Genomic DNA, 22,729 nt, shown 5'->3' with positions numbered 1-22,729 from the left:
GCGCACTGTCGCGGCGCTGGCCGATGCCGGCGCCGCCTTCGGTGGCCATCAGGCCCTCCTGCGTTTCCTCACCTGCCAGGACGAGGCCATCGCCCGCACCTGCGACTGTCGCTGGGCCAGCACCCGCGTCGCGCTGCCGGTAGACCTCGACAACCTGCAGCCGCTGCGCCTGGAACGCGAGCTGCAGTGCCCGCGCCTGCAGGCGATGGGCGTGGCGCTTGCATCGGGCCTGGCCTTCCGCTTGCCGAGAGTGCCGTTCCGGGTCGTGTCCGAGCGCCTGTTGTGAGATTCTGGCCCTCTGTTTTCCAGCATCACAGATGGCCATGAGCACCACTGTCTACGGTTTGAAGAACTGCGATACCTGCAAGAAGGCGACCAAGTGGCTGGACCGCTTCGGCGTGCCGTACACCTTCGTCGACTACCGCGAGAACAAACCCAGCCCGGAAATGCTGCTGGAATGGGCCGCGCAGCTGGGGGGACTGGCGGCGATGGTCAACAAGTCCTCCACCACCTGGCGGCAGCTGCCGGACAACCGCAAGGCTGCGGACTCCGAGGCCGAATGGAAGCTGCTGCTGCGCGAGTATCCGCAGCTGATCAAGCGCCCGCTGGTGGTCACCGCCGATGGCAAAGCCAGCCAGGGTTTCAGTGACAATGGTTTCAAGGCACGCTTCGGCGTGGGCGACGCATGAGCGCGGTCCTCGACCTGACCTGCGAGCTGATTGCGCGACCTTCGGTAACGCCGGACGATGCTGGTTGCCAGGCGCTGTTGGCGGCGCGGCTGAAGCAGGCCGGATTCCAGTGCGATCATCTGCGCCTGGGCGACGTTGACAATCTGTGGGCGACCCATGGCCAGGGCGCGCCGGTGCTGGTTCTGCTGGGCCACACTGACGTGGTGCCCACCGGCCCGCGCGAGTCCTGGACCAGCGACCCGTTCACCCCACATATCCGCGATGGCGTGCTGTATGGGCGCGGTGCCGCCGACATGAAAGGCAGCGTGGCGGCGTTCGTGGTGGCCGCCGAGCAGTTCGTCGCCGACCATCCCGACCATCCCGGCACGCTGGCGGTACTGCTGACCAGCGACGAGGAGGGCGATGCCATCGATGGCGTGCGCCACGTTGCACGCCTGTTCGCCGCACGCGGGCAGCGCATCGACTGGTGCATCACCGGTGAGCCGTCGTCGACCGCGACGCTGGGCGATCTGCTGCGCGTGGGACGTCGCGGCAGCCTGTCGGCCAAACTGCGCGTCCAAGGCGTGCAGGGCCACGTGGCGTATCCGGAAAAGGCACGCAACCCGATTCACCAGGCGGCGCCGGCCCTGGCAGAACTATGCGCGCGGCGCTGGGACGAAGGCTACGAGAGTTTCCCGCCGACCAGCCTGCAGATCTCCAACATCCACGCCGGCACCGGTGCCAACAACGTGATTCCCGGTGAGCTCGACGTGGATTTCAACATCCGCTACAACCCGCACTGGGATGCGCCGAAGCTGGAGGCGGAGATCACCGCACTGCTGGAACGGCATGGCCTGCAGTACACGCTGAAGTGGCATCGCAGCGGCGAGCCGTTCTACACCCCGGAAGGCACGCTGCGCGCCATCGCCCGTGCGGTGCTGGCCGAGCACATCGGCCGCGCGCCAGAAGAAAGCACCGGCGGCGGCACCTCCGATGCACGCTTCATCGCGCCATTGGGCGCGCAATGCATCGAAGTAGGCCCGGTCAATGCCAGCATCCACCAGGTGGACGAGAACGTGCGCGTGGACGATCTGGAAGCGTTGCCGGGGCTGTACCAGCGGCTGGTGGAACGGCTGCTGGTGTGAGGATGGTGGATGCCGATCGTCGGTCGGCACACCTTCCGCAGGACTGCAGCCGGGCCCTGGTCCGAAAAGATGAGTAACGGCGGCATGATCGCCTTTTCCCAGTAGCTTGGCGCGGCCATGTAGGAGCGCTGCGCCTGGGGCCTGGCGAACAAGCCGGCCGCCGCTGGCAGGGCCGAAGGCGGGTGAGGGTCTGGCAGGCGCCAGGCCCAGGCAGGGCAGGGCAGGGCAGCCAGTGCCCCGGTGCCTCGGTTGCCGACGCAACTGTTGCGCCGCGCTGGAAACCGGGGTAGGGTCGATGCCATGTCGATCCGCCAAGCCACCGCCGTCAACAACAACCGCAATAATCTGCGCGCGAATAATCGTGCGCGGCCGATGCGGGACTGCGCCCTGGGTAGATAGACAGCAACACACGCCCGGACACCAGAAAACCCGCATCAGCCGATGCGGGTTTTTTTGTGCCCGGGCGCAGCCTGCCCGGGCCTGGATGGCCGGTCGAACACCTTCCCACCCGTGAAATTCCCCAACAGGAGCTCCCCCATGTGTTCGATCTTCGGAATCTTCGGCCTGCAGGCCGGTGACGATCTTCCCACCCTGCGCCGCCACGCGCTGGAACTGTCGCAACGCCAGCGCCACCGTGGCCCGGACTGGAGCGGCGTGTACCTCGACGAAGGTGCGCTGCTGGTCCATGAACGGCTGGCCATCGTCGATCCGGCCGGTGGTTCGCAACCGCTGCTGTCGGCCGATGGCCAGCTGGCGCTGGCGGTGAACGGCGAGATCTACAACCACCAGGCGTTGAAGGCGGCGCTGACCACCCCCTACGACTTCCAGACCGGCTCGGACTGCGAGGTGATCAACGCGCTGTACCGCCAGGGCGGCGCGCCGGCGCAGTGGCTGGAACAGCTCAACGGCATCTTCGCCTTCGCGCTGTGGGACCGTGACAGTGGACGCGTGCTGGTGGCGCGCGACCCGGTCGGTGTGGTGCCGCTGTACTGGGGCCACGACGCCCAGGGGCGCTTGCGCGTGGCCTCGGAAATGAAGGCGCTGGTCGATACCTGTGCCGATGTCGCGCAGTTCCCGCCGGGCCACTATTTCGACAGTGCCAGCGGTGAACTGGTGCGCTACTACCAGCAACCGTGGCGTGACTATGCCGACGTGCAGGGTCGCCAGGCCGATCTGGCCGAACTGCGCCAGGCCTTCGAGCACGCGGTGGAACGCCAGTTGATGAGCGACGTGCCGTACGGCGTGCTGCTGTCCGGTGGCCTGGACTCGTCGCTGGTGGCGGCGGTAGCCGCGCGCTATGCACGTCGCCGCATCGAGGATGGCGGGCAGACCGAAGCCTGGTGGCCGCGCCTGCATTCGTTCGCGATCGGCTTGAAGGGCTCGCCCGATCTGGCTGCCGCTGCCATTGCTGCCGAAGCGCTGGGCACCGTGCATCACGGCTTCGAATACACCTTCGAGGAAGGCCTCGATGCGCTGCCGGAAGTGATCCGCCACATCGAAACCTACGACGTCACCACCATCCGCGCCTCCACGCCGATGTTCCTGCTGGCGCGGCGGATCAAGGCGATGGGGGTGAAGATGGTGCTCTCCGGCGAGGGCAGCGATGAGATCTTTGGTGGCTACCTGTATTTCCACAAGGCACCGGATGCGCGTGAGTTCCACGAGGAGCTGGTGCGCAAGCTCGACGCGCTGTACAACTACGACTGCCTGCGTGCCAACAAGTCGATGATGGCCTGGGGCGTGGAGCCGCGCGTGCCGTTCCTGGATCGTGAATTCCTCGACGTGGCGATGCGCTTCGATGCCGCGCACAAGATGGTGGGCGCCGGGTTCGGTGGCCGTCGCATCGAGAAGGCGGTGCTGCGCGAGGCGTTCGACGGCTACCTGCCGGACAGCATCCTGTGGCGTCAGAAGGAGCAGTTCAGCGATGGCGTCGGCTATGGATGGATCGACGGCCTGAAGGCGCATGCCGAGGCGCAGGTGAGTGACCGCGTGCTGGCGGCGGCCGACAAGCGCTTCCCGCACAACCCGCCGCAGACCAAGGAGGCGTATTACTACCGCCACCTGTTCGAGCAGTTCTTCCCCAGCCGTGCGGCCGCGGAGACCGTGCCGGGCGGCAAGTCCATCGCCTGCTCCTCGCCGGCGGCCATTGCCTGGGACGCCAGCTTCGCCGCCGCTGCCGACCCTTCGGGACGCGCGATCGCCGGCGTGCACGAGCAGGCACTGGCCTAAGCCCCCAAAAGGGGACGGAGGGGATTAAGTCGTAAGTGGCACAAACGACTTAATCCCCTCCGTCCCCTTTTTGTATGATCGCCCCCTGCGCATTGGGGAATGTTCATGGACGTACAGGCAGGCGGCAACGCGCCGCCCACGAAATGGGGATGGCGTTATCTGGCGTGGGCCGGGGTGCCGTTGCTGGCCGGCGTGCTGCTGGCGCGGTATGCCGGGCCGGCGGCGCCCGAGATGGTCGCCCGTGCCACGGTTGCTGCCGAAGGCAGCTGGGCGCAGCATCTGGCGTCACCGCTGGGCCTCTTCCTGCTGCAGCTGCTGGTGCTGTTGCTGGTAGCCAAGGGCGCCGGTGCATTGCTGAAGCGGCTGGGCCAGCCGGCGGTGATTGGCGAGATGGCGGCCGGCCTGATGATGGGCCCGCTGGTGCTCGGCAGCCTGCTGCCGCAGTTGCATGGTGCGCTGTTCCCGGCCAGTTCGCTGGGCCCGCTGGGCATGCTCAGCCAGCTGGGCGTGCTGATGTTCCTGCTGGTGGCCGGTGCCGAGCTGGACCTGGCGGCACTGCGCGGCCGCCGGCGTTTCGCCTTCACGGTCAGCCATGCCGGCATCGCGGTGCCGTTCGTGCTCGGCGTCGCGTTGGCGATCTGGCTGTATCCGCAGCACGGCCCGCAGGGCGTGGGCTTCACTGCCTTCGCACTTTTCGTCGGCATCTCGATGAGCATCACCGCGTTCCCGGTGCTGCTGCGCATCCTTGCCGACCGCGGCATCGCGCAGACGTCGCTGGGGCAGACCGCCATCGCCTGCGCGGCATTGGGCGATGCCACCGCATGGTGCCTGCTGGCACTGATCGTGGCGGCTGCACAGGCCAGTGGATGGCTGCCGGCCAGCCTCAACCTGCTGTGCGTGGTCGCCTTCGTGGCGCTGATGCTGGGGCTGGTGAAGCCGTGGTTTGCCCGCCAGCAGATCGCGCCGGGCCGTGAGGGGCGCTGGCTGCTCGGCATCCTGCTGCTGTCGCTGGGTAGTGCCCTGATCACCGAAATGCTGGGCATCCACGCGCTGTTCGGTGCCTTCGCGGCGGGCGTCGCGGTATCGTCCAACGCGCAGCTGCGCGACCTGTTGATGGCCCGCGTCGAACCGTTTGCGGTGACCCTGCTGCTGCCGTTGTTCTTCGCCATGACCGGCCTGCGCATGCGTGCCGATGCGCTGCAGGCCAGCGACATCGTGTTGTGCGGGGTGGTGATCGTGGTGGCCACGGCCGGCAAGCTGCTGGGCACCTTCAGTGCTGCACGCAGTGCCGGCATGCCCACGCGCGAGGCGTGGCGGTTGGGCGCGTTGATGAACACCCGTGGCCTGATGGAGCTGATCGTGCTCAACCTGGGTTACGAGCTGGGCCTGCTCGGCGACCGCCTGTTCGCGGTGCTGGTGGTCATGGCGCTGGTGACCACGGCGATGACCGGGCCGCTGCTGAATCTGATCGAGCGTCGCAGGGCTTGAGCGTTGAACGGTGGTGCCGGCCGCTGGCCGGCAACCTCATGATGCTGGACACACCTGCATCGATGCCGGCCAATGGCCGGCACTACCGCGCCGGCACCAGTGTCATCACGTGCTTTGCCTTGCCGGGCAGGAAGGGCGTCGGCCGTCCATGCACCCAGTCCTCGTGGCCGGCGCCCCAGTAGGGTGACAGTGGATGGCCGCTCTGGCCGCCCGGCATGTGCACGATGCCGTCGGCCTCGTGGCCGGGCGAGACCACCATGCGCTCGGAAGCACCGAAGTTCGGCGTCTGCACGCGTGGCATGTCACGGTCGCCGGGCAGCTGGTCGGCGGGCATGCACAGCCAGCGCTTGGCGATGCCCGGCAGCGCCTGTGCGATGGGGTGGCAGATCGCCGCAGTGTTGCGTTCGCCCCAGGTGCGTTTGGACAGCGGTCCCTGCTTGGCCAGCTCGCTCTCGGTACGGCGTGCCGCGTCGATCAGCAGCGCATCCCAGCTGTCGAAGGCCGGTGGCAGCAGATGGGCCGGACGCTGTTGCAGCATCGGCCAGGCCACGCCTTCCAGCTGCGCCAGTCGTGGGTCGAGGTAGTCATCACCCAGCTGCGCATTGGCCGGTGCCAGCAGTGCATCGGACAACGTCTCCATCACCTGGGTGCGGAATTCACGTACTACCCGGTAGCTGACCGAACTGGCCGCGGCACGACCGCCCCATTGATGGCTGACTTCCTTCAAACGCTTCAGTGCAGGGTCGTCACTGCGCTCGATGACGTCGTGCAGCAGGGCCCACCAGCGCTGCAGGAACACCGCGCGATCGTCGAGCTGGATCGCCAGCAGATCGTGCTCGTCGAAACGGTCCTGGATGGCGAGCAGATCGCGGATCTGCCGCGCACGAGCCCCCAGGTCGTAACCGCCGTTGCCGACGGTGGCCAGCGCCTCGCCGTCGAGGACGCGACCGTTGGCGGTCCACAGGCGATGGGTGGGGGGATCGATCAATGCCGGCGAGGCGTCGCTGCGGATCGGCCAGGGGGCGCAGTCGTGGTTGTTGGCGGCGGTGAAGCCGGCCGGTGCACAGCCCGGACCGCGGTCGGGGCGGGCGCCGATCAGGCGCCAGGCGATGCGTCCGCTGCGGTCGCCGACCACCAGGTTCTGTGCGGGGATGCCGGCGTGGTCGGCGAATTGCAGGGCACTGTCCAGGTCACCGGCGCGGGCCAGGTCACCGAAGTCCAGGCGCACCGCGCCGGGCAGGTGGGCGACCCAGCGCAGCGCGTCGCCGCTGCCATCGGCATGCGTGTGCAGGATCGGCCCCCAGTCGGTTTCGTGCACTGGGAACAGCACGTCGGCCTGGCCGGCCACCGCAATCCGCTCTTCATGCACGGTCACTGCGGCGTTGGCTGGTTCAGTGCGGTAATCGGCGGTGTCTATGTAACTGTTGGTGAAGCCCCAGGCGACGTGGCCGTTGCTGCCGACGATCACCGCTGGCAGGCCGGGCAGCGAGAAGCCGGTGACGTCAACCTGTCCGCCCGCGGCCTGCGGGTCGGGGTAGCGCAGGCGCACGCGGAACCACAGACCCGGCGCGCGCAGGCCGAGATGCATGTCGTCGGCGACGATCGCGCGACCGTCGGCGGTGAGCGCGCCGGCCACGGCGAAGTTGTTGCTGCCGATGACATCGGCCTCTTCCTGCTCGGTGCCCGGTTTCGCGTGCAATGTGCGCAGATCCAGCTGGCTGGCATCGGGCAGGGCAGCGTTGCCGGTGGGTTCGCCGAACAGCGGTGCATCCCATTCGGTGCCGTCGTGGGCGATCAATGCGTACAGCGCCGGCGGCACCACTGCGCGGATGCGGCTCAGTGCAAGCTCGGTCTGGTTGCCGGGGTCCTGCAGGTCGGCATACATGGCCAGCCCGGTCAGCACGCTGTCGCTGGCCTGCCACGGTTGCGGCGACTGCCGCAGCAGCAGGTAGGCCCATGGCCGCACGGAGAGGCCGGCCAGGCCCTCATTGACCCCGCCGACATAGGCGCTCACGGCTTCGACGTTGTCGCCCAGCGCAGCCTGCATGTTCGCCTCGGTGCGCGCGCGCAGCCGATGCACGCGCATGCGCTTGTCGGCATCGATCGCCTTCGGGCCAAACAGTGCGGACAGTTCGCCGGCGGCGCTACGGCGCATCAGGTCCATCTCGAAATAGCGTTCCTGCGCATGCACGCGGCCCAATGCGCGCATCGCGTCGGCCTGGCTGGTGGCGGTGATGGTGACCACGCCCAGCGCATCGCGCTCGATGGTGACCGGCCTGGCCAGGCCCGGCAGCGCATGCTCGCCGTCCAGGTCGGCCAGGCTGCCGCGCAGCAGCAGCCACAGGACCAGTGCGGTGACCAGCACGATGGCGACCAACACGCCCAGCACCCAACGCCATGTACGTCGCATCGCACGTCCTTTCCGAACTCGTGGGCCGATTGTAGCCGCAGGCGCAACTGCGACTGATTCCGATTAGATCACCGTATTTTGAAATGCGGCACCCTATGCCGCATCGATTCACAGGAGCCCCCCATGAAAGGCAACCCGGACGTCATCGCCTGCCTGAAGGAACTGCTGCGCGGCGAGCTTGCTGCCCGCGACCAGTACTTCATCCATTCCCGCCGCTACGAGGACCAGGGCCTGTTCGCGCTGTACGAACGCCTGAACCACGAGATGGAAGAGGAAACCCAGCACGCCGATGCGCTGCTGCGCCGGATCCTGTTCCTGGGCGGCGACCCGGACATGCGCCCCCACGCCACCGAGCCGGGCAAGACCGTGGAAGAGATGCTGCAGAAGGATCTCGACACTGAATACGCGGTTCGGAACAATCTCGCCGCCGGCATGAAGCTGTGCGAGGAGAAGGGTGACTACGTGAGCCGCGACATCCTGCTGGCCCAGCTGAAGGACACCGAGGAAGACCACGCCTGGTGGCTGGAGCAGCAGCTGGGCCTGATCAAGCGCATCGGCCTGGAGCTGTACCAGCTGAGCAAGATCGACGGCAACGGCGCCCCGGCGCACTGAGCCGACGTCGCTCTTTTCGGTAGAGCCGACCCGGTAGAGCCAACCCGGTAGAGCCGACTGTTAGTCGGCTGCCTTTCGGCAGAGCAGCCGACTAACAGTCGGCTCTACCAGGAGCAAAGGAGCAGCCGACTGACAGTCGGCTCTACCAGGAGCAAAAGAGCAGCCGACCAGCGGTCGGCTCTACCAGCAGCACAGCGTTCTGTCGCCCGCCAGCACCGGAGCACCGCCAGCCAGCCTTCGCCAGCCAGCTGCTCCATCGCCCGCCAGCCGACAACGAAAAAGCCGGGGAATGCCCCGGCTTTTTCGTGTCCGGGGTCGGATCCGTTTTCAACGAAAACGGCTCTGACCCCATTGGGATCGAAAACGCCAACCGAGGTTGGCGTTTGCCGGGGTAATGCGTGTCAACCAAGGTTGACACCCACCTCAACCAAGGTTGACACCCGCCAGGGGCAGGGCCCAGCCCTTATTCCACCGACAGCCCTTCCACCTTCTGCCAGCCGCGCGGCAGCAGGTGGCCGCGGGTGGCACGGGCGCCGAGGTAGGCGTCGAGCTCGTTGAACTTCAGCCCCATCGTGCGCTGACCGCTGCGCACCTGCAGGGTCTGCCCCGGGCTGATCGCCACGATGGCGACCACGCGTTCAGTGGCGAGCTTGGCCTTCGGGATCTCGATGATCTTGTTGCCCTTGCCCTTGTCCAGTTCCGGCAGGTCGTTGGCGGCGATCGCCAGCAGGTTGCCGGAACTGGTCACCGCCACGATGCGGTCGGTGGCCACGTTGGCGACCATCGACGGGGTGAGCACCGACGAGCCGGACGACAGGTTCAGCATCGCCTTGCCGGCCTTGTTGCGACCGATCAGGTTCTCGAAGCGGGTGACGAAGCCGTAGCCATGGCTGGAGGCCAGCACGAAGCGGGCATCCGGCTCGGCACTGGCCAGGGTCACGAAGCTGGTACCCGCTGCCGGCGAGAAGCGGCCGGTCAGCGGCTCGCCGTTGCCACGCGCGGAGGGCAGGGTGTGCACCGGCGTCGAGTAGGCGCGGCCCTCGCTGTCGAGGAACGCGACCTGCTGGGTGCTGCGCGCACGCACCGCGCCCTGCAGCGCATCACCGTCGCGGTAGGAGAGGGCGGACGCATCGACGTCGTGGCCCTTGGCGGCACGGATCCAGCCCTTTTCCGACAGCACCACGGTCATCGGCTCGCTCGGCACCAGCTCGGTCTCGTCGATGGCCTGCGCGGCCTGGCGCTGCACCAGCGGCGAACGGCGCGCGTCGCCGAACTTCTTGGCGTCGGCCGTCAGTTCGTCGCGGATCAGCTTCTTCAGCTTGGCCTTGCTGTCGAGGATGCCGAGGATCTTCTCGCGTTCCTTGGCCAGCTCGTCCTGCTCGCCGCGGATCTTCATCTCTTCCAGGCGGGCCAGCTGCTTCAGCTTGGTTTCCAGGATGTACTCGGCCTGTTCCTCGGACAGGCCGAAGCGCGCGATCAGCGCCGCCTTCGGTTCGTCCTCGGTACGGATGATGTGGATCACCTCGTCCAGGTTGAGGAAGGCGACCAGCAGGCCTTCCAGCAGGTGCAGGCGGCGCTCGACCTTCTGCAGGCGGTGCTGCAGGCGGCGGGTGACGGTGTTGCTGCGGAAGGTCAGCCATTCGCTGAGCAGCATCTTCAGGTTCTTCACCTGCGGACGGCCGTCCAGCCCGATCACGTTGAGGTTGACGCGGTAGCTGCGCTCCAGGTCCGTGGTCGCGAACAGGTGGCCCATCAGCTGGTCGGCGTCGACGCGGTTGGAACGTGGCACCAGCACCACGCGCACCGGGTTGGCGTGGTCGGATTCGTCGCGGATGTCTTCCAGCCACGGCAGCTTCTTGGCGCGCATCTGCGCGGCGATCTGCTCGATCACCTTCGACGGCGACACCTGGAACGGCAGCGCCGTCACCACGATGTTGTTGGCTTCCTTGTTGAAGGTCGCACGCGCACGCACGCTGCCGTTGCCGGTCTCGTAGATGTTCCGCAGATCGTTGGCGGCGGTGATGATCTCGGCGCTGGACGGGTAGTCCGGGCCCTGCACGTGCTCGCACAGGTCGCGCACGGTCGCATCGGGGTTGTCCAGCAGGTGCAGCAGTGCGCTGACGATCTCGTTGAGATTGTGCGGCGGCACGTCGGTGGCCATGCCCACGGCGATGCCGGTGGTGCCGTTCAGCAGCAGGTGCGGCAGCCGCGCTGGCATCCAGGTCGGTTCCTGCAGGGTGCCGTCGAAGTTCGGTGCCCAGTCGGTGGTGCCCTGGCCCAGTTCGCCCAGCAGTACTTCGGCGATCAGGGTCAGCTTGGATTCGGTGTAACGCATCGCCGCGAACGACTTCGGGTCATCGCTGGAGCCGAAGTTGCCCTGGCCCTCGATCAGCGGGTAGCGGTACGAGAACGGCTGCGCCATCAGCACCAGCGCCTCGTAGCACGCGCTGTCGCCGTGCGGGTGGTACTTACCGATGACGTCACCGACGGTGCGCGCGGACTTCTTCGGCTTGGACGCGGCATTCAGGCCCAGCTCGCTCATCGAATAGATGATGCGGCGCTGCACCGGCTTCAGGCCGTCGCCGATGAACGGCAGGGCGCGGTCCAGGACCACGTACATCGAGTAGTCGAGGTAGGCGCGTTCGGCGTACTCGCGCAGCGGCAGTTGTTCGAATCCGTGGAACACGGGGCGGGCAAGTTCGGTCATGCGGCGTTGTTACCTATGTCGGGAGGCGGCGACGGCGGTCGCCGCTCGCAATCCTGTGATTATCCGGATGCGGCGGGGGATGCCAAGCCACGTGCAGGGTCCAGCCCGGTTTCGAGGCCATGCCCGGCCCGCGCCAGATAGCGCCCCGGTGGCAGCCCGAAGTGGCGGCGGAACACGGTGACGAAGGCACTGGCGCTGCTGAAGCCCAGTGCATGGGCGATGTCGGCCACGCTGCGGCCATCGGTCAGCTGGCGCAGGGCTTCGGACAGGCGGGCCTGTTGCCGCCACTGGGCGAAGCTGAGCGTGGTCTCGTCGCGGAAGTGACGGGTCAGGCTGCGCGGCGACAGGCCGGCCCAATGCGCCCATTCGGCCAGGCTGCGCTCGTCGGACGGGTCGGCCAGCAGCTGCGAGGCGATCTTCAGCAGGCGCCGGTCGTGCGGCATCGGCAGGTGCATGCGCTGGCGCGGCGCGGTGCGGATCTCGTCCAGCAGCACCTCGATGATGTGCTGGCGCTCGGGCGTGGTGTCATAGCCCAGCGGCCATTCGCAGATGCGGTCGGCCAGCGCCTGCGCCAGCTTGGACAGGCCCAGTACGCAGGGATCGGCGGGCAGGGTGGCGCAGGCCGGCGCGGCCAGTGCCATGCCCCAACCGCGCAGCGGACCATCCAGGGTCACCGTATGCGGCTCCAGCGGCGGCATCCAGCCGGCCGAGCCCGGCGCCAGCGACCACGTCCCGTGCGAGGTGCGGGTGGTCAGCAGGCCACGCTCGACACAGATCAGCTGGGCGCGCTGATGGTGGTGCCAGTCCACTTCCCGGACCAGCCCCTGCGGGCTGTCGAAGCGGAAAGCGACCACCGGTGGGCCATCGTTGCGCTCGAACCAATCCAGTGCGTCGTCCCTGAGCAGGCGCTTGGGAGCGGGAATTTCTGCCTTGTTCATCATGTCCGCTGGCTGAAATGTGTCATCCATTGGCTGAATTGTACTACCGGGCCACCTGACCAGATCATTAAGGTAGGCGCCTTCATTGATCCAGCCCACTGCTGCAACACAGCATTCGATGCCAGATCGAATATTTCCATTGAGAAATATTTTTTTTGGAAGAGAATGCTCCCCCATGATCTGTCCTGCAACCACTCCCCCCAGTTTCGGCCTGCTGCTGCGCCAGGTGCGCGACGGCCTGGTCCGGCAACTCGACGCGTCCATGGCTGAAGAAGACCTGGGTATCGGCTTCACCCACTACATCGGGTTGAAGGTGCTCTCGCACATGGCCCCGTGCACGGCCAACGAACTGGCCCAGGCCATCGACCAGGTACCCAGCGCAGTCACCCGCCTGCTGGACAAGCTCGAGGCACTGGGCTGCGTCCGCCGCGAACCGCATGCGCAGGACCGGCGTGCGCTGCAGATCGTGCTGACCGATGAAGGCCGCGCATTGTGGGCGCGGTTGAAGCTGCGTGGCGACGCGGTGATGGATTACGCCCTGCGTGATCTTTCCGCCGACGAGCGCACGCTGCTGCTGTCCCTCCTTACCCGAATCCGCGATTCCCTGACGACCCCATGAACCCGATCCCGCATTCCACTCTCCTCCGGTCCGGGCGCGCGCTGCTGGTGTCAGCGCTGGCCCTGGCCCTGGCCGCCTGCGCCAGCAGTCGTGGCCTCAACCCGCAGGGCCACGTGCTTGACGTGGACAGCCTGCACAGCGAACGCACCCTGGCCGACACCGACCTCAGCGCCACCGGCTTCCCGGCGCAGGACTGGTGGAAGGCGCTGGGCGATGCGCAGCTGGACGCGCTGGTCGCCGAGGGCCTGGCCGGCCACCCGAGCCTGGACGCCGCCGACGCGCGCCTGCGCCAGGCCCAGGCCCAGGTCGGCACCGCACGTGCCGATGAGCTGCCCAGCCTGTCGGTGTCCGGTGGATATACCGGGCTGCGCCTGCCTGAGTCGATGGCAGGCAGCGAGATCGGTGGCCATTACGCCGGCAGCAGCCAGGTCGCCTTCGACTTCAGCTATGGCGTGGACCTGTGGGGCGGCAAGCGCGCCGCTTGGGAAGCGGCCGTGGACGGCGCGCATGCGGCCACCGTCGAGGCCCAGGCCGCACGCCTGAACCTGTCCACCGGCATCACCCAGGCCTATGCCGACCTGGCCTACGCCTGGCAGCTCAACGATGTGGCCGAGGAAGAGCTGGCCCGTTCGCAGAAGTCGCTGGAACTGACCCGCCAGCGCCGCCGCGCCGGCATCGACAGCGATCTGCAGGTGCGCCAGGCCGAGGCCCGCGTACCGGCCGCGCAGCAGCAGGTGCAGGCCGCACAGCAGCGGATCGACGCGGCCCGCACCGCACTGGCCGCGCTGGTCGGCAAGGGCCCGGACCGTGGCCTGTCGATCCAGCGCCCGCAGCCGCTGAACCCGGTGGCGCTGCAGCTGCCGGGCGTGCTGCCCAGCGAACTGCTGGGCCGTCGCCCCGACATCGTTGCCGCACGCTGGCGCGTTGAAGCGGCCGACAAGCAGATCAAGGTTGCCAAGACCAGGTTCTACCCGAGCTTCAACCTGACCGCGCTGGCCGGCGTGGTCGCCCCGAACGTGGGCGACCTGCTGAAGAGCAGCTCCACCTTCGCCTACATCGGCCCGGCGCTGAGCCTGCCGATCTTCGAAGGCGGCAAGCTGCGCGCCAACCTCGCCAACACCGATGCGCAGTACGACCTGGCGGTGGCCAACTACAACCAGGCCGTGCTCGACGCACTGCGCGACGTCGCCGACCAGGTCAACGCGGTGCGCTCGCTGGCGCAGCAGGCGCACTCGCAGCAGCAGGCGGTGGATACCGCACGCTCGGCCTTCGACCTGGCCCAGCAGCGTTACCGCGCCGGCATCGGCAGCTACCTGGACGTGCTGACCGCGCAGTCCACCCTGCTGCAGTCGCAGCAGCAGCTGGCCGGCCTGCAGTCGCAGCAGGTGCAGTCCTCGGTGCGCCTGAGCAAGGCGCTGGGCGGTGGTTTCCAGCCCGCTGACGCCGACCGCGCACCGATCGCCTCCCATTCCGATTCCTCGCATTCCTGAAGACGTCCGCCATGAGCCAGACCCAAGACACCGCGGCCCCGGCCGCCCCCAACCGCCGCGGCAACCTGCTGCGCGGCCTGTTCGTGATCGTCGTGCTGCTGCTTGCCGCACTGGCGCTGTGGTACTTCATGTTCGGCCGTTGGTTCGAAGAGACCGACGATGCCTACGTGCAGGGCAACCAGGTGCAGATCACCCCGCTGGTGGCCGGTACCGTGGTCGCCATCAACGCCGATGACGGCATGCGCGTGGAGCGCGGCCAGCTGCTGGTGCAGCTGGACCCGTCCGACACCGCGGTGGCACTGCAGCAGGCCGAAGCCAACCTGGCCAAGACGGTGCGCCAGACCCGCGGTCTGTACCGCAGCGTGGAAGGCGCCCAAGCGGACTTGAACGCCCGCCAGGTGACCCTGAAGCGCGTGCGCGAAGACTTCGCCCGCCGCAAGGACCTGGCCGCCACCGGCGCCATTTCCAACGAAGAACTGGCCCACGCCCGTGACGAGCTGGCTGCCGCCGAAGCGGCCGTGGCCGGCTCGCGCGAGACCGTCGAGCGCAACCGCGCGCTGGTCGACGACACCGTGATCGCCACCCAGCCGGACGTGCAGGCGGCTGCCGCGCAGCTGCGCCAGGCCTTCCTCAACAACGCCCGCGCCGGCATCGTCGCGCCGGTCACCGGCTACGTCGCCCGGCGTTCGGTGCAGGTCGGCCAGCGCGTGCAGCCGGGCAATGCCCTGATGGCCGTGGTGCCGACCGAGCAGATGTGGGTCGAGGCCAACTTCAAGGAAACCCAGCTGCGCCACATGCGCCTGGGCCAGGAAGTGGAACTGAAGTCGGACCTGTACGCCGGTGACGTGAAGTACAAGGGCCGCATCCAGAGCCTTGGCCTGGGCACCGGCTCCGCGTTCTCGCTGCTGCCGGCGCAGAACGCCAGCGGCAACTGGATCAAGATCGTGCAGCGCGTGCCGGTGCGCATCGCCATCGATGCCAAGCAGCTGGCCGAACACCCGCTGCGCATCGGCCTGTCGATGAAGGCTGAAGTGAGCCTGCGCGACCAGAAGGGTGAAGTGCTGCCGAGCACTCCGGCCAAGGGCACGGTGTTCGACACCGACGTGTATGCCAAGCAGCTGCATGATGCCGACGAGGTGATCCACACGATCATCCAGGGCAACCTGCCGCAGCAGCAGGCGAAGGTGGGCTGAGGTCGCCATGTCCGCACAAGCTCCAGCCGCGCCCGGCGCTCCGGGCGCACCGGCGGCGCCGGGTGCGGCCTCCGGGTTCCTGCCGCCCAGCGTCGCACTGTGCACCGTGGGCCTGGCGATGGCCTCGTTCATGCAGGTGCTCGACACCACCATCGCCAACGTCTCGCTGCCGACCATCGCCGGCAATCTCGGCGCCAGTTCGCAGCAGGCGACCTGGGTCATCACCTCGTTCGCGGTCAGCACGGCCATCGCGCTGCCGCTGACCGGCTGGCTCAGCCGCCGCTTCGGCGAACGCAAGCTGTTCGTCTGGGCCACGCTGGCCTTCGTCATCACCTCGCTGCTGTGCGGCCTGGCGCAGAGCATGGGCATGCTGGTGCTGTCGCGTGCGCTGCAGGGGTTCGTTGCCGGCCCGATGTACCCGATCACGCAGTCGCTGCTGGTCTCGATCTATCCGCGCGAGAAACGCGGGCAGGCATTGGCACTGCTGGCGATGATCACGGTGGTTGCGCCGATCTGTGGCCCGATCCTTGGTGGCTGGATCACCGACAACTACAGCTGGGAGTGGATCTTCCTGATCAACGTGCCGCTGGGCATCTTCGCTGCGCTGGTGGTCGGCAACCAGCTGAAGGGGCGACCGGAGCAGATCGAGAAGCCGAAGATGGACTACGTCGGCCTGGTCACCTTGGTGATCGGCGTCGGTGCGCTTCAGCTGGTCCTCGACCTGGGCAACGACGAGGACTGGTTCTCGTCGATGAAGATCGTGGTGCTGGCCTGCGTAGCGGTGGTGACGCTGACGGTGTTCCTGATCTGGGAGCTGACCGACAAGGATCCGATCGTTGACCTGAAGCTGTTCCGGCACCGCAACTTCCGCGCCGGTACGCTGGCGATGGTGGTGGCCTACGCGGCGTTCTTCAGCGTGGCGCTGCTGATCCCGCAGTGGCTGCAGCGTGACATGGGCTACACCGCGATCTGGGCGGGCCTGGCGACGGCACCGATCGGCATCCTGCCGGTGATCATGACCCCGTTCGTGGGCAAGTATGCGTCGCGCTTCGATATGCGCATGCTGGCCACGGTCGCGTTCATCGTGTTGTCGATGACCAGCTTCCTGCGATCGAACTTCAACCTGCAGGTGGACTACATGCACGTGGCCGGCGTACAGCTGATCATGGGCATCGGCGTCGCGCTGTTCTTCATGCCGGTGCTGCAGATCCTGCTGTCGGACCTGGATGGACGCGAGATCGCGGCGGGCTCCGGCCTGGCCACGTTCCTGCGTACGCTGGGTGGCAGTTTCGCGGCGTCGCTGACGACGTGGCTGTGGGCGCGGCGCACCCAGGTGCACCATGCCGACCTGACCGAGCATATCTCGGCCTATCAGCCGGGCATGCAGGACCAGGTCACCGCGATGGGGCAGGGCGACCTGCAGCACGGCGCAGCGGTACTGAACAACATGATCAACCACCAGGCATCGCAGATGGGCTTCAACGACATCTTCTTCCTGCTGGGCTGGATCTTCCTGGCGATCATTACGTTCCTGTGGCTGGCCAAGCCGCCATTCGGCGCAGGCGCAGGTGCGGCCGCCGGTGGTGGACACTGAAACTCCCTGGAAACACCGTGCTGTACTTTGACCCCGCCGCGAGGCGGGGTTTTTGTTGGGGTGACGCTGGTCGCACGGGCATTGCCATCGGGCTGGTGCAGCGGCGCAGGTTCAGCGCGTGCGATAGACGCGCTTGAACACCAACCGATCACGGAACAATCGGGAAATGGCCCACATGCCCGCCACAAGTACGGCGCCACACGTGAGCCAGCCGGCAGTGGCCTGCAATCGGCTGCCGACCAGGGCGCCGCAGATGATGGCGGCGACAAAGACGAGCATTACGGCCTCCTTTGATGCGCCGTAGTGGACCTCGGCCTGGCATCCCACGCATACGCTTACGCCGTGGTTCGAGCCGGTATGGCAGTGTGGGCAGATGATGCTGCGCTGCATTGGTGCGTCCTTTTGGGGAGAGGAGGGGCGCTGGTCAGGTCGTGGCGATACACCTGCAACCGGCTCCCGCAAATCTGCCTCCCACCGAAAAGGAATCGGGTGGATCTCGACTAGGAAAAGTACGAATTGAATGGGGAACGTGAAATGCGCCCCAAAAGGGGGCCGTTCAAGGTCTGGTGACGACGCGCCCGGAGGAGGTATGCACCCGCAGACGACGCCCGGGCGGTGCGAGATACGACAGTCCGAGTGGCGGTTGCGATGCCAGGATCGCCAAACCCCGGAAACGAAAAAACCCGCTTTCGCGGGTTTGATCATCTTGAGTCGTGGTGCCCAGGAGAGGACTCGAACCTCCACGGTTTTACCCGCTAGTACCTGAAACTAGTGCGTCTACCAATTCCGCCACCTGGGCGACTCAGGAGATGAATTGTGCGGGACGGCAGAGAGTGTGTCAACAACATTTCACACATTTTTCTGCGGCTGCACGCCCAGGTGAAGCAGCAGGCTGCGCATCGCCGGTGACAGCTGCGCCCATTCGGCGAAACAGGCGCACAGGCGGCGCTGTGCCCACGCATCTGCAAGCGGAACCGCGACAGTACGGGTATTGCGTCGATGCTGGCGGGCGATGGTACGCGGCACGATGCCGACACCAATGCCGTGGCCGACCATGATGCACACGCCTTCGAACGTCTTCATGCGGATGCGCACGTCCAGGCGTCGCCCGATGTCGCGTGCCTGGTCTTCGATGTAGGCCTGCAGTGCATTGCCGTCGGTCAGCGCGACGAAGGTCTCGCCGGCAACATCGGCGAAGGCTACGCTGCGCCGCGATGCGAAGCGGTGTTCCGCAGGCAGCAGCATCACCAGTGGATCTTCGGCGACCACGTGCTGCTGCAGGCCGGCAGCGTCGACCGCATCACTGATGATGCCGGCTTCGGCCTGGCCAGCGTTGATCGCACGCACGACTTCGGGGCTGGTGCGCTCCAGCAGTTCCACGTGTAGGCGCGGGCGTTCGGCCAGCCACGGTGCCAGCCGCGAAGGCAGGTAGTTGGTCAGTGCTGCGGTGTTGGCATACAGATGCAGTGTGCCGCGCGCGCCGTGCGCGAACGCCTGCAGTTCACCGCGCAGCTGCGCCTGCTGCTGCAGGATCAATCGTGCATGGTGGGCGAGGGCGGCGCCGGCTTCGGTCAGGCTGACGCCGCGGGGGTGCCGGTTCACCAACGCGGTGCCGGCATCGGCTTCGATCGTGCGCAGGCGTTCGCTGGCCGACGCCAGTGCCAGGTTTGCCTGCGCTGCGCCGGCCGTGATGCTGCCCGCCTCGGCAATCGCCAGGAACAGGCGCAGGTCGGCGATATCCATCCGCATGTGATGCCCTCATCGCAACGGCTGCGCCTTCGGATCAGTCGAAGGCAAGTCCGGAAACACCGCATTGTGCGCCGAGCGGCCCGCCGATCCAATGAAGGCATGAATGAATCGATGTACTTCTACGTGCTGCTGGTGGTGGTGTTCGTGCTGGCCGGTGTGGTCAAGGGTGTGACTGGGATGGGGTTGCCGACGGTGGCGATGGGGCTGCTGGGCAGCACGCTGTCGCCGGTGGCGGCGGCGTCGATGCTGTTCATTCCCACTTTCGTCACTAATGCGTGGCAGCTGTTGTCCGGGCCGTCACTGGACCGCATCGTGCGGCGCCTGTGGCCGATGATGCTGGCCGTGGTGGTGGTGACGCTGGGCTCGGCGGCGCTGCTGGTGCGGGTCGATCGCACTTGGTCGCGCGTTGCGCTGGGCGTGGCATTGGTGGTCTATGCCGCCTATGCGTTGCTTGCGCCGGTGTTCCGCGTGCAGCAGCGGCGCGAGCGTTGGCTGGGGCCGCTGGTGGGGGCGTTGTCGGGCGTGGTGACCGGCGCCACCGGCGTGTTCGTGATGCCGGCGGTGCCGTACCTGCAGTCGCTGGGGTTGCAGCGCGAGGAGCTGGTGCAGGCGTTGGGGCTGGCGTTCACGGTGTCAACGATTTCGCTGACCGCCGGCCTGGTGCTGCATGGCGCATTCGGCATCCAGCAGCTGGGGCTGAGTGCGCTGGCGGTGCTGCCGGCATTGCTGGGCATGTGGCTGGGGCAGGTGATCCGGCAGCGCATCAGTGCGCGGGTGTTCCGGGGCTGCTTCCTGGGTTTCCTGCTGCTGCTCGGGCTGGAACTGGTGCTGCGGCCGCTGCTCTGATGCCGGGCATGAAAAAACCCGCTCTCGCGGGTTTTTCTCATTCTCGACGTGGTGCCCAGGAGAGGACTCGAACCTCCACGGTTTTACCCGCTAGTACCTGAAACTAGTGCGTCTACCAATTCCGCCACCTGGGCGTCGAGGAGCGAGATTATGGGGTGTTGTTACGGGGGTGTCAACACTTTTTCTGGATCCGGTGTCGGACGTCGTTTCGCCTGCGGAGCGGGCTCTGACCCCATCTCACTCGCTTGGGGTCGGAGCGCTTTCCTTCGGAAAGGAATTCGGCCCCGTTGCTGGATTGCAGGCAAAAAAAATCCCCGCCGAAGCGAGGAGTTTTTTCGTTGGTGCCCAGGAGAGGACTCGAACCTCCACGGTTTTACCCGCTAGTACCTGAAACTAGTGCGTCTACCAATTCCGCCACCTGGGCGTTCCAGAGGCGCAATTGTGAAGATGAATCCGCAGGCTGTCAACGACTTCCTGAATATTTTTCACGCAAGGCCTTCAGGACGGCCACTGACCCGTTCTGCACGCCGTCAACGGCTACCATGTAGGGCGATGACTACCAAAAAACCAAGCAAGGGCGGGAGCACCTCCCGCGGCCAGGCCCCGAAGAAGGGCGCCAAGGCGGGCACGGCCCGCGCCACCAAGCCGGGCAAGCCGTTGCCGGGCTGGTTCCCTGAATTGAATGAAGGCGGCGCACCGCCGCGTGGCCGCAAGGTCCGCAGCAGCGACGCACCGGGCCCGGCCCCGGGCCGCAAGTTGCCGCCGACCGGCAAGGTGATCGACGATCCCTATGCCGCCCGCGAAGCAGAGAAGTACGAACAGCCCATCGCCAGCCGCGAAGCCATCCTGGCCCTGCTGGAGCGTTGCGAAGGGCCGCAGACGGCAGAGGAACTGGGCGCACGCCTGGGCCTGACCGCCCCGGACCGTGCCGAAGCACTGTCGCGCCGGCTCGGCGCCATGGTCCGCGACGGCCAGCTGGTGCAGAACCGCCGCGGCGGCTTCGCCCCTATCCAGGCCCTGAACCTGGTCACCGGCGTGGTGATCGCCAACCCGGAGGGGTTCGGCTTCCTGCGCCCGGTCGAGGGCGGCGACGACCTGTTCCTGCCGCCGTATGAAATGCGCAAGGTCATGCACGGCGACAAGGTGCTGGCCCGCGTGACCGGCATCGACCACCGTGGCCGCCGCGAAGGCAGCATCGCCCGCGTGCTGGAGCGCGGCATGACCCGCCTGATCGGTCGCTTCAGCATCGAGATGGGCATCAACTATGTGGTGCCCGACGACAAGCGCGTGCAGCGCAACGTGCAGGTGCCGCCGGACCAGACCGGTGGTGCGCGCGACGGCCAGCTGGTGGTCTGCGAACTGACCCAGGCGCCGGACAGCCGTCGCCCGCCGATCGGCCGCATCATCGCCGTGCTCGGCGACAAGCTGACCGCCTCGCTGGTGGTGGAGACCGCCATCCACGGCCATGAACTGCCGTTCGAGTTCCCGCAGGAAGTGCTGGACGAAGCCGCCTCGGTGCCGCTGGTGGTCGAGCCGGCGATGATCGGCGACCGCGTGGACCTGCGCAGCATGCCGCTGGTCACCATCGACGGTGAAGATGCCAAGGACTTCGACGACGCGGTGTACTGCGAGCCGAACGCCGATGGCTTCCGGCTGGTGGTGGCGATTGCCGATGTCTCCAACTACGTCCGGCCCGGCACGCCACTGGACGAAGAGGCGCAGAAGCGTGCCACCTCGGTGTACTTCCCGGGCTTCGTAGTGCCGATGCTGCCGGAGACGCTCTCCAACGGCATCTGTTCGCTGATGCCGAAGGTCGACCGCATGTGCTTCGTCTGCGACATGCAGATCGACCGCGACGGCCTGGTCACGCATTCGCGCTTCTACGAAGCGGTGATGAACTCGCATGCGCGCCTGACCTACACCCAGGTGTGGAAGGCGGTGGGTGAGGACGATGCCGATACCAAAGCCTGGATGGGCGACCTGCTGCCGCAGGTGCAGCGCCTGCACCAGCTGTACAAGGTCCTGTCCAAGGCGCGTGCCAAGCGTGGCGCCATCGAGTTCGAAAGCAGCGAAGTGCGCTTCGTGCTGGACAACCGAGGTGAAGTGACCCAGGCCGGCATGCTGGTGCGCAATGACGCGCACAAGCTGATCGAGGAATGCATGATCGCGGCCAATGTGGAGGCGGCGAAGTACCTGCTGTCGCGCCATGTGCCGGCCCCGTACCGCATCCACGAAAAGCCGCCGGAAACCAAGTACGCCGACCTGCTGGAATTCCTCAAGGAGTTCAAGCTGAGCCTGCCGCCATGGTCGAAGGTGCGCCCGGGCGATTACACCAAGCTGCTGAAGAAGATCCGCGACCGCCCCGATGCCACGCTGCTGGAATCGGTGCTGCTGCGCAGCCAGAGCCTGGCGATCTACAGCCCGGAAAACCACGGTCACTTCGGCCTGGCGCTGGAGGCGTACGCGCACTTCACCTCGCCGATCCGCCGTTACCCCGACCTGCTGGTGCACCGCGCGATCAAGCACGCGCTGTCCGGCAAGCCGCTGGACAAGTTCACCTACAACGCGCGCGAAATGGCCGCGCTGGCGCTGCAGTGCTCCGAGCGCGAGCGCCGTGCCGATGAAGCCGAGCGCGAGGTCGACGAACGTTACCGCGCGGCGTGGATGGAAAAGCACGTGGGTGGCCAGTTCGATGGCGTGATCAGCGGCGTGACCAGCTTCGGCCTGTTCGTGGAACTGGACGAGTCGAAGGTGCAGGGCCTGGTGCACGTGACCCAGCTGCCGCAGGACTATTACAAGTTCGACGCCACGCGCAAGACGCTGACCGGCGAGCGCCGCGGCAGCAGCTACCGTCTGGGTGACCGCGTGCGGATCCTGGTGCTGAAGGCCAGCATGGAAGAGCGCAAGATCGACTTCCGCCTGGTCGAGCACAAGGGCGAGGACGAAGGCGATGGCCTGCCGCCGCTGCCCGAGCGTGGCAAGCCGGCCAAGCGGAAGAAAGAGAAATACTGATGACCGTGGTAGTGCCGGCCGCTGGCCGG

General features: G+C 66.9%; 16 protein-coding genes, 3 tRNA genes and 1 pseudogene. 12 read left to right on the top strand and 8 right to left on the bottom strand.

Features of this window, described 5'->3' with window-relative positions:
- Window positions 1-22: 22 nt before the first annotated feature.
- The 5 genes and pseudogenes from AC5P7E_RS09025 to AC5P7E_RS09005 all read left to right on the top strand — a co-directional run.
- Window positions 23-286 (top strand): annotated as a pseudogene (locus tag AC5P7E_RS09025) (hypothetical protein); the annotation flags it as partial.
- A gap of 31 nt (window positions 287-317) precedes the next feature.
- Window positions 318-689, top strand: coding sequence for an arsenate reductase (locus AC5P7E_RS09020; RefSeq protein ID WP_005412750.1), 372 nt, complete (start codon window positions 318-320; stop codon window positions 687-689).
- A complete protein-coding gene (dapE, locus tag AC5P7E_RS09015) occupies window positions 686-1,813 on the top strand; it encodes a succinyl-diaminopimelate desuccinylase (RefSeq protein WP_049395930.1) in 1,128 nt (375 codons plus the stop codon). Before AC5P7E_RS09020 ends, dapE begins: the two co-directional genes overlap by 4 nt.
- Before the next feature lie 537 nt (window positions 1,814-2,350).
- Complete coding sequence (gene asnB / locus AC5P7E_RS09010; protein ID WP_043034866.1) at window positions 2,351-4,042, top strand: asparagine synthase B; 1,692 nt, start codon at window positions 2,351-2,353, stop codon at window positions 4,040-4,042.
- Window positions 4,043-4,141: 99 nt separating this feature from the next.
- Entirely contained in the window at window positions 4,142-5,530 is a 1,389-nt protein-coding gene (locus AC5P7E_RS09005) for a cation:proton antiporter domain-containing protein (protein ID WP_043034867.1), read from the top strand.
- 82 nt (window positions 5,531-5,612) lie between these two features.
- Here AC5P7E_RS09005 and AC5P7E_RS09000 read toward each other — a convergent pair whose 3' ends face one another.
- On the bottom strand, window positions 5,613-7,940 hold the full coding sequence (locus AC5P7E_RS09000; RefSeq protein WP_111173806.1) for a penicillin acylase family protein: 2,328 nt from the start codon (window positions 7,938-7,940) through the stop codon (window positions 5,613-5,615).
- Window positions 7,941-8,063: 123 nt separating this feature from the next.
- Between AC5P7E_RS09000 and bfr the strand changes: the two genes are divergently transcribed.
- Complete coding sequence (gene bfr, locus AC5P7E_RS08995; protein ID WP_005408763.1) at window positions 8,064-8,552, top strand: bacterioferritin; 489 nt, start codon at window positions 8,064-8,066, stop codon at window positions 8,550-8,552.
- A 463-nt stretch (window positions 8,553-9,015) separates the two neighbouring features.
- On the opposite strand, the gene parC is transcribed toward bfr, so the two are convergent.
- Together parC and AC5P7E_RS08985 are read right to left on the bottom strand one after the other, a co-directional pair.
- Window positions 9,016-11,259: a DNA topoisomerase IV subunit A gene (parC, locus tag AC5P7E_RS08990; RefSeq protein WP_495222836.1), complete on the bottom strand. Its 2,244-nt coding sequence runs from the start codon at window positions 11,257-11,259 to the stop codon at window positions 9,016-9,018.
- 59 nt (window positions 11,260-11,318) lie between these two features.
- Complete coding sequence (locus tag AC5P7E_RS08985; protein ID WP_005408765.1) at window positions 11,319-12,200, bottom strand: helix-turn-helix domain-containing protein; 882 nt, start codon at window positions 12,198-12,200, stop codon at window positions 11,319-11,321.
- Between the two features lie 172 nt (window positions 12,201-12,372).
- On the opposite strand from AC5P7E_RS08985, the gene emrR reads away from it, so the two are divergent.
- From emrR to emrB, 4 genes are read left to right on the top strand one after another with little or no spacing between them, the layout of a single operon-like run.
- Entirely contained in the window at window positions 12,373-12,816 is a 444-nt protein-coding gene (gene emrR / locus AC5P7E_RS08980) for a multidrug efflux system transcriptional regulator EmrR (protein ID WP_005408766.1), read from the top strand.
- The gene (gene emrC, locus AC5P7E_RS08975) at window positions 12,813-14,306 is read left to right on the top strand and encodes a multidrug efflux transporter outer membrane subunit EmrC (protein WP_111173805.1); all 1,494 of its coding nucleotides are present in this window, start codon (window positions 12,813-12,815) and stop codon (window positions 14,304-14,306) included. Before emrR ends, emrC begins: the two co-directional genes overlap by 4 nt.
- An 11-nt stretch (window positions 14,307-14,317) precedes the next feature.
- The gene (emrA, locus tag AC5P7E_RS08970) at window positions 14,318-15,499 is read left to right on the top strand and encodes a multidrug efflux MFS transporter periplasmic adaptor subunit EmrA (RefSeq protein ID WP_005408768.1); all 1,182 of its coding nucleotides are present in this window, start codon (window positions 14,318-14,320) and stop codon (window positions 15,497-15,499) included.
- Window positions 15,500-15,506: 7 nt separating this feature from the next.
- The gene (gene emrB / locus AC5P7E_RS08965; protein WP_005408769.1) at window positions 15,507-17,093 is read left to right on the top strand and encodes a multidrug efflux MFS transporter permease subunit EmrB; all 1,587 of its coding nucleotides are present in this window, start codon (window positions 15,507-15,509) and stop codon (window positions 17,091-17,093) included.
- A 111-nt stretch (window positions 17,094-17,204) separates the two neighbouring features.
- On the opposite strand, the gene AC5P7E_RS08960 is transcribed toward emrB, so the two are convergent.
- From AC5P7E_RS08960 to AC5P7E_RS08950, 3 genes are all read right to left on the bottom strand, one after another.
- The gene (locus AC5P7E_RS08960; RefSeq protein WP_111173804.1) at window positions 17,205-17,483 is read right to left on the bottom strand and encodes a hypothetical protein; all 279 of its coding nucleotides are present in this window, start codon (window positions 17,481-17,483) and stop codon (window positions 17,205-17,207) included.
- Window positions 17,484-17,807: 324 nt separating this feature from the next.
- Window positions 17,808-17,892, bottom strand: a tRNA-Leu gene (locus AC5P7E_RS08955).
- A 50-nt stretch (window positions 17,893-17,942) separates the two neighbouring features.
- The gene (locus AC5P7E_RS08950) at window positions 17,943-18,842 is read right to left on the bottom strand and encodes a LysR family transcriptional regulator (RefSeq protein ID WP_114618486.1); all 900 of its coding nucleotides are present in this window, start codon (window positions 18,840-18,842) and stop codon (window positions 17,943-17,945) included.
- Window positions 18,843-18,941: 99 nt separating this feature from the next.
- Here AC5P7E_RS08950 and AC5P7E_RS08945 point away from each other — a divergent pair, with 99 nt between their 5' ends.
- On the top strand, window positions 18,942-19,688 hold the full coding sequence (locus AC5P7E_RS08945; RefSeq protein ID WP_005408772.1) for a sulfite exporter TauE/SafE family protein: 747 nt from the start codon (window positions 18,942-18,944) through the stop codon (window positions 19,686-19,688).
- 49 nt (window positions 19,689-19,737) lie between these two features.
- Here AC5P7E_RS08945 and AC5P7E_RS08940 read toward each other — a convergent pair.
- Together AC5P7E_RS08940 and AC5P7E_RS08935 are read right to left on the bottom strand one after the other, a co-directional pair.
- Window positions 19,738-19,822, bottom strand: a tRNA-Leu gene (locus AC5P7E_RS08940).
- Between the two features lie 205 nt (window positions 19,823-20,027).
- Window positions 20,028-20,112: transfer RNA gene (locus AC5P7E_RS08935), tRNA-Leu, on the bottom strand.
- Window positions 20,113-20,240: 128 nt separating this feature from the next.
- On the opposite strand from AC5P7E_RS08935, the gene rnr reads away from it, so the two are divergent.
- Window positions 20,241-22,700: a ribonuclease R gene (gene rnr, locus AC5P7E_RS08930; protein WP_114618485.1), complete on the top strand. Its 2,460-nt coding sequence runs from the start codon at window positions 20,241-20,243 to the stop codon at window positions 22,698-22,700.
- Window positions 22,701-22,729: the final 29 nt, after the last annotated feature.

The organism is Stenotrophomonas sp. YJH_SMC_25 (genome assembly GCF_059369595.1).
Note: the sequence above shows the minus strand (reverse complement) of the source record. Positions and strands in the feature narration are given on the sequence as shown.

What these genes read in the sequence shown, in the direction of transcription:
- AC5P7E_RS09020 (WP_005412750.1), top strand. Translation starts at nt 318, where the DNA reads ATGGCCATGAGCACCACTGTCTACGGTTTGAAGAACTGCGATACCTGC.
- dapE (WP_049395930.1), top strand. Translation starts at nt 686, where the DNA reads ATGAGCGCGGTCCTCGACCTGACCTGCGAGCTGATTGCGCGACCTTCG.
- asnB (WP_043034866.1), top strand. Translation starts at nt 2,351, where the DNA reads ATGTGTTCGATCTTCGGAATCTTCGGCCTGCAGGCCGGTGACGATCTT.
- AC5P7E_RS09005 (WP_043034867.1), top strand. Translation starts at nt 4,142, where the DNA reads ATGTTCATGGACGTACAGGCAGGCGGCAACGCGCCGCCCACGAAATGG.
- AC5P7E_RS09000 (WP_111173806.1), bottom strand. Translation starts at nt 7,940, where the DNA reads ATGCGACGTACATGGCGTTGGGTGCTGGGCGTGTTGGTCGCCATCGTG.
- bfr (WP_005408763.1), top strand. Translation starts at nt 8,064, where the DNA reads ATGAAAGGCAACCCGGACGTCATCGCCTGCCTGAAGGAACTGCTGCGC.
- parC (WP_495222836.1), bottom strand. Translation starts at nt 11,259, where the DNA reads ATGACCGAACTTGCCCGCCCCGTGTTCCACGGATTCGAACAACTGCCG.
- AC5P7E_RS08985 (WP_005408765.1), bottom strand. Translation starts at nt 12,200, where the DNA reads ATGATGAACAAGGCAGAAATTCCCGCTCCCAAGCGCCTGCTCAGGGAC.
- emrR (WP_005408766.1), top strand. Translation starts at nt 12,373, where the DNA reads ATGATCTGTCCTGCAACCACTCCCCCCAGTTTCGGCCTGCTGCTGCGC.
- emrC (WP_111173805.1), top strand. Translation starts at nt 12,813, where the DNA reads ATGAACCCGATCCCGCATTCCACTCTCCTCCGGTCCGGGCGCGCGCTG.
- emrA (WP_005408768.1), top strand. Translation starts at nt 14,318, where the DNA reads ATGAGCCAGACCCAAGACACCGCGGCCCCGGCCGCCCCCAACCGCCGC.
- emrB (WP_005408769.1), top strand. Translation starts at nt 15,507, where the DNA reads ATGTCCGCACAAGCTCCAGCCGCGCCCGGCGCTCCGGGCGCACCGGCG.
- AC5P7E_RS08960 (WP_111173804.1), bottom strand. Translation starts at nt 17,483, where the DNA reads ATGCAGCGCAGCATCATCTGCCCACACTGCCATACCGGCTCGAACCAC.
- AC5P7E_RS08950 (WP_114618486.1), bottom strand. Translation starts at nt 18,842, where the DNA reads ATGCGGATGGATATCGCCGACCTGCGCCTGTTCCTGGCGATTGCCGAG.
- AC5P7E_RS08945 (WP_005408772.1), top strand. Translation starts at nt 18,942, where the DNA reads ATGAATGAATCGATGTACTTCTACGTGCTGCTGGTGGTGGTGTTCGTG.
- rnr (WP_114618485.1), top strand. Translation starts at nt 20,241, where the DNA reads ATGACTACCAAAAAACCAAGCAAGGGCGGGAGCACCTCCCGCGGCCAG.